The organism is Paractinoplanes aksuensis, assembly GCF_024137025.1.
GTDB lineage: Bacteria > Actinomycetota > Actinomycetes > Mycobacteriales > Micromonosporaceae > Actinoplanes > Actinoplanes aksuensis.
The window spans coordinates 155,384-169,028 of sequence record NZ_JAMYJR010000009.1 but is presented as its reverse complement, the minus strand read 5'-3'; the positions used below and the strand labels follow the sequence as shown (position 1 = coordinate 169,028).

The 13,645-nt window shown below is 70.9% G+C and carries 9 protein-coding genes; 7 read left to right on the top strand and 2 right to left on the bottom strand.

From position 1 onward, the window contains the following. Nucleotides 1–157 precede the first annotated feature (157 nt). The 4 genes from M1L60_RS09785 (at nucleotide 158) to M1L60_RS09770 (ending at nucleotide 5,768) form a co-directional block, all read left to right on the top strand. The gene (locus M1L60_RS09785) at nucleotides 158–1,348 is read left to right on the top strand and encodes a thiolase family protein (RefSeq protein ID WP_253237006.1); all 1,191 of its coding nucleotides are present in this window, start codon (nucleotides 158–160) and stop codon (nucleotides 1,346–1,348) included. Further along, nucleotides 1,345–3,402 (top strand): 3-hydroxyacyl-CoA dehydrogenase NAD-binding domain-containing protein, encoded by a 2,058-nt coding sequence (locus M1L60_RS09780; RefSeq protein ID WP_253237005.1) that lies wholly within the window; start codon nucleotides 1,345–1,347, stop codon nucleotides 3,400–3,402. Before M1L60_RS09785 ends, M1L60_RS09780 begins: the two co-directional genes overlap by 4 nt. Before the next feature lie 149 nt (nucleotides 3,403–3,551). After that, on the top strand, nucleotides 3,552–4,517 hold the full coding sequence (locus M1L60_RS09775; RefSeq protein WP_253237004.1) for a hypothetical protein: 966 nt from the start codon (nucleotides 3,552–3,554) through the stop codon (nucleotides 4,515–4,517). Nucleotides 4,518–4,682: 165 nt separating this feature from the next. Further along, nucleotides 4,683–5,768: a DUF2637 domain-containing protein gene (locus M1L60_RS09770; protein ID WP_253237003.1), complete on the top strand. Its 1,086-nt coding sequence runs from the start codon at nucleotides 4,683–4,685 to the stop codon at nucleotides 5,766–5,768. 1,920 nt (nucleotides 5,769–7,688) lie between these two features. Here the strand turns inward: M1L60_RS09770 and M1L60_RS09765 are convergent. Next, entirely contained in the window at nucleotides 7,689–8,999 is a 1,311-nt protein-coding gene (locus M1L60_RS09765; protein ID WP_253237002.1) for a ribonuclease D, read from the bottom strand. Between the two features lie 143 nt (nucleotides 9,000–9,142). On the opposite strand from M1L60_RS09765, the gene M1L60_RS09760 reads away from it, so the two are divergent. Then, nucleotides 9,143–10,447 (top strand): S1C family serine protease, encoded by a 1,305-nt coding sequence (locus M1L60_RS09760; protein WP_253237001.1) that lies wholly within the window; start codon nucleotides 9,143–9,145, stop codon nucleotides 10,445–10,447. Between the two features lie 43 nt (nucleotides 10,448–10,490). Here the strand turns inward: M1L60_RS09760 and M1L60_RS09755 are convergent, their stop codons facing one another. Next, nucleotides 10,491–11,057, bottom strand: a complete 567-nt coding sequence (locus M1L60_RS09755) for a DUF3000 domain-containing protein (protein ID WP_253237000.1) — start codon at nucleotides 11,055–11,057, stop codon at nucleotides 10,491–10,493. Nucleotides 11,058–11,129: 72 nt separating this feature from the next. On the opposite strand from M1L60_RS09755, the gene hemE reads away from it, so the two are divergent. Further along, nucleotides 11,130–12,170: a uroporphyrinogen decarboxylase gene (gene hemE / locus M1L60_RS09750; protein WP_253236999.1), complete on the top strand. Its 1,041-nt coding sequence runs from the start codon at nucleotides 11,130–11,132 to the stop codon at nucleotides 12,168–12,170. 75 nt (nucleotides 12,171–12,245) lie between these two features. After that, complete coding sequence (hemG, locus tag M1L60_RS09745; RefSeq protein ID WP_253236998.1) at nucleotides 12,246–13,628, top strand: protoporphyrinogen oxidase; 1,383 nt, start codon at nucleotides 12,246–12,248, stop codon at nucleotides 13,626–13,628. Nucleotides 13,629–13,645: the final 17 nt, after the last annotated feature.

The following is a 13,645-nucleotide window of genomic DNA, read 5'->3' as shown; positions in this document are numbered from 1 at the left end:
CTCGCGCCGGCGCGGCCCTCGGCGTGAGCGGCGGTCTGCACCTACCACCCCGCCACGACATGATCTTGATCTTCGGCTTTGTGAAGTTTTACGGACTGGGTGGCACTGCTTAGTTACTGGCGAGTAGCATTCACCCACCACCGCGCTAGGAGGTCCCGTGCCCCGTGAGATACGCGAAGTCGTCTTTGTTGACGGCGTCCGCACACCGTTCGGCAAGGCGGGCGGCATGTATGCCGAGACCCGCGCCGACGACCTGGTCATCCGCTGCATCCGCGAGCTGATGCGCCGCAATCCCCAGCTCCCGCCGGATCGGGTCGACGAGGTCGCGATCGCGGCCACCACCCAGATCGGCGATCAGGGCCTGACCATCGGGCGCACCGCCGCCCTGCTGTCCGGCCTGCCCAAGACTGTGCCCGGCTACGCGATCGACCGCATGTGCGCGGGCGCGATGACGGCCGTGACTAATGTGGCCGGCGGCATCGCGATGGGCGCCTACGACGTGGCGATCGCGGGCGGCGTCGAGCACATGGGCCGGCACCCGATGGGCGAGGGCGTCGACCCCAACCCGCGGATCCTGGCCGAGAAGCTGGTCGACCCGTCGGCGCTGGTCATGGGCTCGACGGCCGAGAACCTGCACGACCGGCTGCCCGGGATCACCAAGGAGCGGGCCGACCGGTACGGCCTGAACTCCCAGCTCAAGACGGCCAAGGCGTACGCCGACGGCAAGCTCCAGCCCGATCTGGTGCCGGTCGCGCTGCGCAGCGCCGAGCAGGGCTGGGGGCTGGCCACGGTCGACGAGGCGCCGCGCGAGACGTCGATGGAGAAGCTGGCCACGCTGAAGACCCCGTTCCGCCCGCACGGCCGGGTGACCGCGGGTAATGCCGCCGGGCTCAACGACGGCGCCACCGCGGCCCTGCTGGCCAGCGAGGACACGGCTCGTGAGCTGGGTCTGCCGGTGGCGATGCGGATGGTCTCGTACGGTTTCGTCGGCGTCGAGCCCGAGATCATGGGGTACGGCCCGATCCCGTCGACCGAGAAGGCGCTGAAGAAGGCCGGCCTGACGATCGACGACATCGGCCTGTTCGAGCTGAACGAGGCGTTCGCGATCCAGGTGCTGGCGTTCCTCGACCACTACGGCATCGCCGACGACGACCCGCGGGTGAACCCGTGGGGCGGCGCGATCGCCATCGGTCACCCGCTCGCCTCGTCCGGCGTACGCCTGATGACGCAGCTCGCGCGGCACTTCGCCGAGCACCCGGAGGTCCGCTACGGCCTCACCGCCATGTGCATCGGTATCGGCATGGGCGGCACGGTTATCTGGGAGAACCCGAACTGGGAGGCGAAGTGATCGAGCACCCGAACGAGGTCGTGACCAAGGCGCTCGTCCGCTTCGTCCAGATCGGCGGCGGCCGGCAGGCGGCCGTCATCACGTTGGACAACGGGTTCGACCACACGAAGCCGAACAGCTTCGGGCCGGGCGGCCTGGCTTCGCTGGACGCCGCGATCACCGCGGCCACCGAGGCTTCGCCGGCCTTCATCGCGATCACCGGCAAGCCCTACATCTTCTGTGTCGGCGCCGACATCACGGGCATTCCGTACCTCACTTCGCGTGAGCAGGCGATCGAGCTCGGGGAGCTGGGGCACCGCGTTTTCGCGCGGCTAAAGAATTCGGCAATTCCGACATTTGCCTTCGTCAACGGCGCTGCCCTCGGCGGGGGCCTCGAGGTCGCGCTGCACTGCCATTTCCGTACGGTGTCCGGTGGCGCCGCCGCGCTCGGTCTGCCCGAGGTCGCGATCGGTCTGGTCCCCGGTTGGGGTGGCAGCCAGCTGCTGCCCAACCTGATCGGCGTGCCCGCCGCGGCCCAGGTCATCCTGCAGAACCCGCTGACCCAGAAGGTGCTGCGGCCCAAGCAGGCCGTCGAGCTGGGCGTGGCCGACCAGCTGTTCGAGCCGGCCGACTTCCTGGAGCGCTCGCTCGAATGGGCGACCGCGGTCGTCGACGGCGAGCTCACCCCGCAGCGGCCCGAGATCGATCGGGACATGTGGGAGGGCGTGCTCTTCTTCGCCAAGCAGCAGCTCGACGAGAAGCTGCACGGCGCTGTTCCCTCGGCCAACAAGGCGTTGGAGCTGCTCGCCCTGGCCAAGGACGCGTCGTTCTCCGACGGCACGGCGGCCGAGACCGAGGCCCTGGCCGACCTGATCATGGGCGACGAGTCCCGGGCCAGCCTGTACGCGTTCGACCTGGTGCAGCGGCGGGCCAAGCGCCCGGTCGGCGTGCCCGACAAGTCGCTCGCCCGCAAGGTCACCAAGGTCGGCATCGTCGGCGCCGGCCTGATGGCCTCGCAGCTCGCGCTGCTGTTCGCGCGCCGTCTGCAGGTGCCGGTCGTGCTCACCGACCTGGACCAGACCCGGGTCGACAAGGGCGTTCAATACGTACGCGACCAGATCGACAAGCTGGTGGCCAAGCGCCGTCTCGACGAGGGCACGGCGGCCAAGCTGCGCGGCCTGGTCAGCGGCTCGGTCGACAAGTCGGTGTTCGCCGACGCCGACTTCGTGATCGAGGCCGTGTTCGAGAACCTCGAGCTCAAGAAGCAGATCTGGGCCGAGCTCGAGAAGATCGTCACGCCCGAGGCGATCCTCGCGACCAACACCAGCTCGCTGTCGGTGACGGCGATGGCGGCCGACCTCGAGCACCCGGAGCGGGTCGTCGGCTTCCACTTCTTCAACCCGGTCGCCGTACTGCCGCTGCTCGAGATCATCAAGGGCGAGCGGACCGACGACGCGACGCTGGCCACCGCCTTTGCCGTGGGCAAGGAGCTCAAGAAGTCGTCGGTGCTGGTCAAGGATGCCCCGGCCTTCGTGGTCAACCGCCTGCTGACCCGCGTGACCAGCGAGATCTTCAAGGCGATCGATTCCGGTACGCCGCTCGAGGTGGTCAACGAGGCCATGGACCCGCTGGGCCTGCCGATGCGCCCGATCGCGTTGCTGCAGCTCGTGGGACCGGCGGTGGCCTACCACGTGGGCGAGACGCTGCACCAGGCGTTCCCCGACCGGTTCGCCGAGTCGGCCAACCTCAAGAAGATCGTCGACGCCGGCCTGCCCGTCATGGTCGACGACGAGATCAACCCCGAGGTGGCCAAGCTGGTGGCGGGCGGTTCCGCGCCGTTGTCGGCCGATGAGGTACGGGCCCAGGCGCTCGACGCGCTGGCCGGGGAGATCCGCATCATGCTGGACGAGGGCGTGGTGGCCGAGGCGCAGGACATCGACCTGTGCATGATCCTCGGTGCCGGCTACCCGTTCCACCTGGGTGGCGTGACGCCGTACCTGGACCGCAGCGGCACCTCCGAGCGGGTGACCGGCCGGCGGTTCCTGCCCCAGGGTGTGGGCAGTCTGCCCGCCTGATTTTCCGTCCGATAGCCGACGCCCCGCGCTCACCAGCGCGGGGCGTCGGCCGTTTTGCCCACATGACGTCCCGCCACCGGCGAACGGGGGACGTAGTCGATTGCTCACTACCGATAGGCTCGCGCGGTACCCGATACCTGGAGCTCTTGATGTCGCAGCCCCCGTACCCCGGCCAGCCCTATCCCGGCGAGCCCTCCTCCGGTCAGCCGAACCAGGGTCAGCCGCCTTATCAGGGTCAGTCGCCTTACCAGCCCTACCCGGGTCAGACTCCCCAGGAGCCGCCGGCCTACCCGCCGACCTCGGCCTACCCGTCGTCGGGGCAGCCCTCCTACGGCCAGCCCTCCGGGCAACCTGATTACGGGCAGCCGCAGTACGGGCAGCAGCAGCCCCAGTACGGCGCCGGTCAGCCCGGTTTCGGCCAGCAGCCCGGTGGCTACGGCACGCCTCCGCCGCCGAAGAAGTCCAAGGTCCTGCCGATCGTGCTGGTCTCGGTCGCGATCGTGCTGGTGCTCTGCATCGGCGGCGTGGTGGCCCTCTACATGGTCGGCAAGAACGCCGCCGACGACGTGACGGACGCGGTCAACAACCTGCCCACGAGCACCTCGACGGCCGGGCCGACCGACGAGCCGACGACGGCGCCCCCGACCCGGGCCGCCGCCACCGTGACGATCACCGAGCCGACCACCCTGGGCGGCCGCAAGAAGCTCACGTCGGCCCAGTTCGCGGCGATCGCCGAGCAGCTCAAGGGTGGCCTCGAGTCGGTGCCGGGCGCGACCAACACGGTCGGCGCCCTCTACGGCGACGTCTCCGACCAGGACATCGTGATCGTGGCGGCGGCCGAGGCCCCCATCAAGAACCCGAAGGCCGAGCTCGAACAGACCTTCTACGGCGCCGGCATCGGCGGCCTGAAGATCGACAACATCACCACGGCCCCCACCGGCGCCCTGGGCGGCGCGGCCAAGTGCGGCAGCTCCGAGACCTCCGGCATCGACATGGCCATCTGCACGTGGGCCGACGAGGGCAGCGTCGGCATGGTCATCTGGTACTTCAAGTCGGTGGCCAAGGCCAAGGCCGAGTTCCCCAAGCTGCGGGCCGAGATCGAAAAGAAGAGCTGACGGCGTCAAGCCGACACGCCGCCCGACACGATCACATAGTCGCATCGCCTCCGGAACGGACCGGTCACGGTTCCCGTCCCGGAGGCGATTGCGTCATATCGAGCCGTCAGGATGGGCCCGGCGTTCGCCCCGAACGCCCTTCGACACTCGTCCGAGGAGGGCCCGGTGATCCTGGAACAGCTGCGACGTGTCCGCTGGGCCGTCCGGGCCACGCTGCTGCTGGGCGTGGCCGCCTCGGTCGTGGCCAACGTCCTGCATGCCCGGGACAACCCGATCAGCCAGGCCATCGCCGCCTGGCCGCCGCTGGCCCTGCTGCTGACGGTCGAGCTGATCTCGCGGGTGCCGGTGCACCGGCGGTATCTGGCGGCTATGCGGTTGATCGCCACGGCCATCATCGCGGGGATCGCGGCCTGGGTGTCGTACTGGCACATGGTGGGGGTGGCGGCCCGCTACGGGGAGACCGGGGCGTCGCCCTATCTGCTGCCGCTCTCGGTTGACGGCCTGATCGTGGTGGCCAGCATCTGCCTGGTCGAGCTGGGTGGGCGGATTTCTACGCTGGAGCGCGCCTCTCGTGAGTCCTCCGCACCTGAGCATGCTTCTCGCGACTCCTCCACGCCCGAGCCCGCCTCCCGCGATGCTTTCGCACCTGACCACACCTCTCGTGCTGCTTTTGCGCCTGGTGAGACTGTCGCGCCGGCTGAGCCCGCTGCTTCGCCGGCGCCGGTGCCCGGGCTGATCCCCAGTCCGCTCGGCGCGGCACGCGCTCGGGTCAACGGCCCCGCACCTTCGTCGCCCACCGGTGGCCCTGGACCATCATCGCCGACCCGCGGACTTGCACCTTCATCGCCGACCCCCGGACTTGCACCTTCGTCGCCGACTCGCGGACTTGCACCTTCGTCGCCGACTCGTGGGGCGGCGCCGCTGAGCCCGACTACGGCGGCGGCACTGGCTGAGGTGGCGGCAGCTCTTCCCCGGCCTGCTCCCGGTGCCGCGCGCACCCCGGTGAGCTCCGGCCGGGCGGTACCGGCCCAGCGATCGGGTACGGCCCCGAGCAACCGTGCCCTGACCGGCCGAACAGCCCGCACGGGCGAACACCCGACCGTCGCCAAGCCGCGCCGAACGCCGGCCGAGACGGTGGCGCTGGCGGCGCGGATCAAGGAGTCGCGGCCCGAGATCTCCGAGACGGAGCTGGCCGCCGAACTCGGCATCAGCGCATCCCGCTGGCGCTCCATCCGACGCGAAGCAGCGTAAGGCGCGTCCGGCGAGATCATCGCTTGCCCTCCGACGCGACGGCCGCGCGGCTCCTGCTTCTCTGCTTCCCGGCGGAGGTCTAAAGGCGGCGCTCGCCAGTCGATAGCAGCGCTCTGTCCGCCGAGAGGTGTCGGCTCCGGGGGTTGCGTCACCTTTTGCCGCCCTTTGCAGTGCAGGGTTGTTCGGGCCTTTCGTGGGGCTGCCGATGTTGTGCCCAGGGCGGGCGCCGCACGTTGCGGGCGGGATGGCCAGGCTGTTCGCTGAGCATTCCCGGCGGGCATCGAGTAGTGAAATGCCGTATTCGCCGGGTAAATAGAGCTGCGTTCACTGGTGGGCGTCGCCTGTTGCGGTGCGGGACGAGCAAGGCGGGTGGCGTCGTGCTCGCGCGTGGGCGTCGCCCGTTGCAGTGCCGTATCGATTGGGCGGGCGGCGGTGTGCTTGGGCAGCGGGTCGCCTGCTGCGGTGCCGGATTGGCTGGGCCGGATGGTGCAGTGCTCGGGCATGGGGGGCGTGTCGCGGTGCCGGATTAGCTGGGCGGATGGTGCCCTGTTCGGGTGTGGGGTCGTCTGTTGCGGGGTGGGGTTGGTCCGGCGGGTGGCGGTGGGCTTGGGGGCGGGGGTGGCCCGTTGCGGTGCGGGATTGGCTGGGCGGGTCGCGGTGGGCTCGGGGGGTGGGCGCCGCTTGTTGTGGGGCGGGATGGCCGGGCTGCTTGTCGGGTTGCGGATGGTTGAGGTTTGGCCTGGGCCTGGTGGGGGTGTTGGGCTGTCGGGCGGTTTGGCCAGGGCACCTGTGCGGCGTAGGTGAGCCAGCTTGGCGGCGTGCCTTTGTTGCAAACCCCAGGCGCGGCGTATTGCGTGTTCGCGGCGGAATTCGTCGGACGAGGGGGAGTAGTTCCGGCGTCGGGTTCTGTCGCGCATTGTTGCCAATTGTGCCGTAGTGAACAACTGTAGCTGTCGCATACCTATATTCTCCCGCGATGGCGGCCAGAATGGGCTGCCGGATCGGAAGTCGATCATGCCAAGTTCGGTATTGAATTCACTAGATCACCGTCTGGTCAAGCGGCTAAATTGGTCAGCTGAAAGGGGAGCAGCGACTCAAGTTGAACAGAATTACCGCGGGCGCAAGAATGAAAGGCGCTGATACACATTGCATAACAGGCGGAACAAAGATCGACCACGACGCCCCGTTGCCTGGGGATCGTTCTGGTCAGTCGTGCCGTGACTGGCTGCACGGTGCTGTGCGACGACGTTTGCTGGCCTGGGGATCGCTACGGACTGGCGATCTGCGCACTCGTGGTTTGTCTTTACGCCGGCCGACCCCCGCGATACGTCGAGTTTATAACGCCTCGTCGGCAGGGTCATGGTCGATTCTGTGAGAATGGATAAAAGGTGAAAGCCGGGCTTTTCGAAGTAAGGGAAGGGGTGGTAGAAGCAGGTGGCGGCGTCTTCCCACGGCAGGTTTAGGCGTTCCGAGCCAGAGCTGCAACTCACTATGCGCGCGGACAGGGAAAGCCTTCGCCTCACTGCGGCTCACAGCGAGGAGGTTCGTCTCACGCGGGCTAGCGATGAACGGCTGCTGCGCGTGGGCCGACTAGGAGCGGCTGCCGCTAGTGGCCGCCAGGGAGTGGGTTCGTGCTGGCAGGTGGGGGAGGGCTGCTGAGCGTGAACCGCCAGGGAGTGGACTGGGAGGTGCGAGCTGGTTCGTGTGGGCCGGCAGGGAGTGGGCTGGCGGAGAGCGAGCTGGTTCGTGTGGGCCGGCAGGGAGTGGGCTGGCGGAGAGCGAGCTGGTTCGCGTGGGCCGGCCGGGAGCGGGCCCGGCTGCGCTGGTGGGCGGGCGAACGGGGGCCGGTTGCGCGAGCCGGGGGTGGCCCGGCTCGCGCGTTTGATGGGCCGCCCCTGGCGGGCGCGACGAGGTCTTGGGTCAGGTGGTGGTGGGGGGTGGGGCTGGCAGGGCCTCGGTGAGCTGGTTGGCCAAGAGGTTGATCTGCCAGTTTCGGGCGCCGAAGCCGCGCAGGGTGTCGCCCACTGTTTGGGCGGTTACCTCGTCGGGTGGGGACCAGGCCAGGCGGCGTACGAAATCGGGGCTGATCAGGTTTTCCGGGGGGAGGTTGTTGGCTTCGGCGGTGGCCACCACTACGGCCCGGCAGCGGGTCAGGCGGGCTGCTGCGATCGGGTCGCGTTCGGCCCAGCGGTGGGGTGGGGGTGGGCCCTCGACCGGCTGGTTGATCGGTAGGGCGTCGTCGGGGAGGGCTCTGGCCTCGTCCAACGCGTCCAGCCAGACCCGGGCCAGGCGGCGCACGGAGCGGCCGCCGAAGCCGGCGATGGCCAGCAGGGTGCGTTCGTCCTTCGGGTCGGCCTCGGCGGCGGCGACGATGGCCGCGTCGGGGAGGACCCGGCCGGGGGCGGAATCGCGTCGGGCGGCCACGCCGTCTCGGGCGTACCAGAGGGCTCGGACCCGGGATTGGGCCCTCGCGCCCCGTACGCGGTGTATTCCGGAGGTTCGGCGCCACGGGTCGGGGCGGGTCTTCGGAGGGCGGTCGGCGCTGGCGACCAGGGCCGCGAACTCTTCGGCGGCCCAGGCGCTTTTGCCTTGGCGGTCGAGTTCGGCCGCCAGGTGGTCGCGCAGGTCGGTCAGCAGTTCCACGTCGAGGGCGGCGTACGTGAGCCACGACTCGGGTAGTGGGCGGGTCGACCAGTCGGCTGCGGAGTGGTGTTTCTCGAGCGAGTAGCCCAGGAGTTGCTCGGTCAGGGCGGCCAGGCCGACCCGTTCGAAGCCGGCCAGGCGGGCGGCCAGCTCGGTGTCGAACAGGCGGCGGGGCTTGAGGCCCAGTTCGGCGAGACAGGCCAGGTCCTGGCTGGCGGCGTGCAGCACCCATTCGCTCTCGGCCAGGGCCGTGTCGAGGGTGCGCAGGTCGTCCAGCGGGAGCGGGTCGATCAGCACTGTCCCGGCGCCGGCGCGGCGCAACTGCACCAAGTAGGCCCGCTGGGTGTAGCGGTAGCCGGAGGCACGCTCGGCGTCGACCGCAACGGGTCCGGAACCGGTGGCCATGCGGGCCACGACGTCGGCGAGTTCCTCGGCGGACTCCACCGGGCGGGGTGTGCCCTCGCGGGGCGCGGTGAGTGGTACGGGAGCGGGACCGCCAGACGTCGGGTCGGGCGAGTCGGCGTGCGGTCGTCCGTCCCTTTCGGGCTCCGGCGTGTCCCGACGGCGCAGGGGTGCTTCGTCGGTCACTCCGCTACCGTACGGGGACACCTCCCCGGCTGCTTGCAGCCGGGTCCCGGCGCGCCGTTTTCTCGATCGACATCCGACTGATCCGGACGGCCGTTTTCTGCGTACTACCCGTCGCAGCGCCGATACCCGGGAGGCCGCGCCGGATGACCATGACCTACGAACCGTTCACCCCCGCGGGCTCCGACGAGCAGCGCCGATACGACGGGCGGCGCCGCGCGCAGGGCCAGCCGGAAGCTCCGCAGCCGGAGCAGCGGGGTGAGCAGCGCTGGTCAGACCCGGTCCCGGCCGACCCGTGGGCGGAATCAGCCCACGGCGACTGGAGCGAGCCGGCGCCCCGGGCGGGCGCGTGGAGCGAACCGGCCCCGCGAGCGGGCGCGTGGAGCGAACCGGCCCCGCAGCAGCGGGCGGGCGGCTGGAGCGAACCGGCCCAGGAGTGGGCCGCGCCGGCGTCGCCGCGCGTGCAGCACTGGGGCGGCGACCAGCAGTGGGAGCCGGCTGCACCGATCCCGCGCCAGCAGCGGCACACCGGCGAGCAGGCACATGCAGGCGAGCAGCGGCACACGGGCGAGCAGCCGCGGCACACCGGGGAGCAGACCGCCTGGCACACCGGCTTGACCCCGGCCACCGAGAACTCGGCCTTTGAGAGGTCCGCGAGCCCGGCGTACGAAAAGACCGAAGTCCCGGCGTACGAAAAGACCGGCCGGACCGGCGGCAGCAAGCTCAAGCCCGCCATCGTCGGGGTGGTGACCCTGCTGCTACTCGTCGCGGGCTGGCAGGCGTACCGGATCGAGGGAATGAGCCGTCACAACCAGGACCTGGCGTCGGTGCTTTCGGCCGAGCAGAGCCGCACCGATCAGCTCGAGAAGAAGCTGGCCGGGGTGTTCGACCCCGAGGCGGTTTCATCGGGTGTGCTGCCCAGCGTGTTCCGGGTGCGGGCGGGCGGCTTCACCGGCACCGCGTTCTCCGTGGGCAAGAAGGCCACGGGCAACCAGGCCAACCTGATCACGAACTACCACGTCGTCGCCGAGACCTGGACCGATGGCGGGCGCAAGGTCTCGCTGGAGCGTGGCAGCACCCGGATCAGCGCCACCATCGTGAAGGTCGACAAGGGCAAGGACCTCGCCCTGCTCAAGGCCAACCAGAAGATCCCCGCGCTCGGCACCTCGACCAACCAGGTCAAGCCGGGCCAGCAGGTCGTGGTCGTGGGCGCCCCGCTCGGCCTGGACGATTCGGTGACCACCGGCGTGATCAGCGCCTACCGGCCCAACGACGCCGACGGCCCGACCGTGCAGTTCGACGCGCCGATCAACCCCGGCAACTCGGGCGGACCCGTGGTCAACGCGAACGAGCAGGTCGTGGGCGTGGCCACGGCCAAGGCCAAGGACGCCGAGGGCATCGGCCTGGCCATCCCGATCAAGACCGCCTGCGAGACGCTGAAAGTCTGTTAGCTGAGCTGCTGGCCTCGACGGGCGAAATTGGGTCGGGGTGCGCTCAACCCACGCGCTGGCGGTCGCCGAGGGCGGCGACGCCGGGTGGGGGGAGACCGGCCGTCGAGGCCAGCATCGAGCACCAGCCCTGCAGGTGGGCCGCGAAGTCGTCGCCGGTCGGGGTCCACGAGGCGCGCACTTCCAGGTCGGCCGTCGGCGCGGGGCCGGCCAGTTCGCCGAAGCGGGTCGACGTGGTCTGGGTGATCGTGCCGCCGATCGCCGTGTAGGCCGCGGCGTGCTGTTCGAGCGCGTCGGTCAGCCACGTCCAGGCCACCGCGGACAGCATCGGGTCGCCCGCCAGGTCGTCCTCGAGCTCGGCCGTGACCAGGGTGACCAGCCGGATGTTGCCCTGCCAGGCCTCGTGCCCGGCCGGGTCGTGGAGCAGGATCAGCCGGCCGCCGGCCACCTCGTCGCCCGCGCGCAGCACAGTCGCGCTGATCGCGAACGCGTAGGGCGCTAGCTTCTGCGGGGCGGCGATCTCTTCGAGCAGGATCTCGGGTCGTGGCGCCGCGGCCCGCAGAGCGTCGACCGCGCGGGCGAACGCCGGAGGAACAGCGGAGGGGGACGCCATGGGGGAAGACTATGCCGCCGCGCGGGTCCGTAGCCGATCGGCGCGCCGAGCGTGTCGTGGCACGATGGCGCAGTGACTTCCGTTGTGACTGATTCGCCGTTTGTCCGGGCCTGCCGCGGCCTCGACGTGCCGCACACCCCGGTCTGGTTCATGCGGCAGGCGGGCCGGTCGCTGCCCGAGTACCGCAAGATCCGGGCCGGCATCGGGATGCTCGACTCGTGCCGCCGTCCCGACCTGGTCACCGAGATCACCCTGCAGCCGGTCCGCCGGCACAACGTGGACGCGGCCATCCTGTTCAGCGACATCGTGGTGCCGATCGCGGCGGCCGGCATCGATCTCGACATCGTGGCCGGCACCGGCCCGGTCGTGGCCGCGCCGATTCGTACGGCAGATGATCTCGTTCGGCTGCGGCCGATCACCCTGGACGACGTCGGCTTCGTGGCCGAGGCCGTGCGGCAGCTGGTCGGCGAGCTCGGCCCGACCCCGCTGATCGGCTTCGCCGGGGCGCCGTTCACGCTGGCCAGCTATCTCATCGAGGGTGGGCCGTCGCGGACCTATCTGAAGACCAAGGCCATGATGTACGGGGCTCCGGAGCTCTGGAACGCCCTGCTCTCGCGTCTGGCCGACATCACGCTGGCCTTCCTGCGCACACAGATCGAGGCCGGGGTCAGCGCCGTCCAGCTGTTCGACTCGTGGGCCGGTGCGCTCAGCGAGGCCGACTACCGCGAGCACGTGCTGCCGCACTCGGCCCGGGTTCTGCAGGGGCTGGCCGACGCCGGCGTGCCGCGCATCCACTTCGGAGTGGGGACGGCCGTGCTGTTGCGGGCGATGGGCGAGGCCGGGGCCGACGTGGTCGGTGTCGATTGGCGTACGCCATTGGATCAAGCCACCGAAATCGTCGGGCCCGAGCGGTCGTTGCAGGGCAACCTCGACCCGGCGATCCTGTTCGCGGGCTGGGAGGTCGTGCGCCGCGAGGCCGACCGCGTGCTCGAGCAGGGCCGGGCCGCTCCCGGCCACGTGTTCAACCTGGGCCACGGGGTCATGCCCGAGACCGACCCGGACATCCTGACCCGGTTGGTGGCTCACGTTCACGAGGCGTCCGGTAGGGCCTGAAGACCCTCCCGGCGCAACTCACACTCGTCGACCCCGGACCGGTCGCCGCCAACGGGACCTGGAAGGCTTGAAGGCGTGCGAAAGCGGATCGCGGTCATCGGCGGCGGCATCGCCGGGCTGGCGGCCGCCCTGCGGTTGCGCGACCTGACCCCGCCCGACACCGAGATCATCGTGTACGAGCAGAGCGGCGCCCTCGGCGGCAAGCTGCGCACCGGTGAGCTGGCCGGTGTCACCGTCGAGCGCGGCGCCGAGTCGTTCCTGATGACCGGTGCCGACGGTCGCGAGTCGGCCGCGGTGGCCCTGGTCCGGCGTCTGGGCCTGGAGAAAGCCCTGGTCCACCCGCGCAAGGTCCCGGCCGCGCTGGCCCTCGGCGGCCGGCTGGCCCCGATGCCGGCCGGCACGCTGGTCGGTGTCCCGGCCGATGTGACCGCGCTGGGCGACGTCGCGCAGGCCGCGGCCGGGCACGACACCGACAACGGCCACCCGCTGCTGGCCGTGGGGCAGGACGTCGCGGTCGGCGCGCTGGTCCGCGAGCGCTACGGCGACGAGGTCGTCGACCGCCTGGTCGACCCGATGCTGGGCGGGGTCTACGCCGGCCGGGCCGACCGGATCTCGCTCGACGTGGCGATGCCGCAGCTCGCGCGCACGGCCCGGGTCGAGCACACCCTGAGCGCGGCCGTGCGGGCGGCGCAGGCGGCGAGCGGCCGGGTGCCCGGGCAACCGGTCTTCGGCGCGCTCGAGGGCGGGCTGAGCCGCCTGGTCGGCGCGGCCGCCACGGCCGGCGGCGCCCGGATCAGCCTGGGTCTGCCCGTCCGTGAGCTGGCCCGCACCGCGCACGGCTGGCGGCTGCTGCTGGGCCCGGTGCCGGCGCCGCAGACCGATGACGTCGACGCGGTGGTGCTGGCCGTCCAGGCCAAGCCGAGCGCCCGTCTGCTGGCCCCGGTGGCGCCGGCCGCGGCCGAGGCGGTGGGCGGGCTCGACTACGCGAGCGTCGCGCTGGTCGCGCTCGCGCTGCCCCCGGGCACACCGCTGCCCGAGCTGAGCGGTTTCCTGGTCCCGCCGAGCGCGGGCACGCTGGTCAAGGCGGCGACTTTTGTCACCCGTAAGTGGGACAGGCCCGAGAACGGCCCGGTGATCGTGCGGGTGTCGCTGGGCCGGGCCGGCGAAGAGGACCGTCTGCAGTTCGACGACGCGGTGCTGACCGAGCGGGCCTGGCGCGAGCTGGGCGAACTGATCGGTGGGCCGCTGCCGCCGCCGGCCGCGTCCTGGGTGCAGCGCTGGGGCGGCGGGCTGCCGCAGTACGCGCCGGGTCACCTCGACCGGCTGGCCGTGGCCCGGGCCGCGCTGCCCCCGGGGCTGGCGCTGGCCGGGGCGGCGTTCGACGGGGTCGGCATCCCGGCCTGCGTCGCGAGCGGCGAACGGGCCGCGGAAGACGTGAGCAAGGCGATGGCCGCATGACGTTCTTCGCAGGTGTG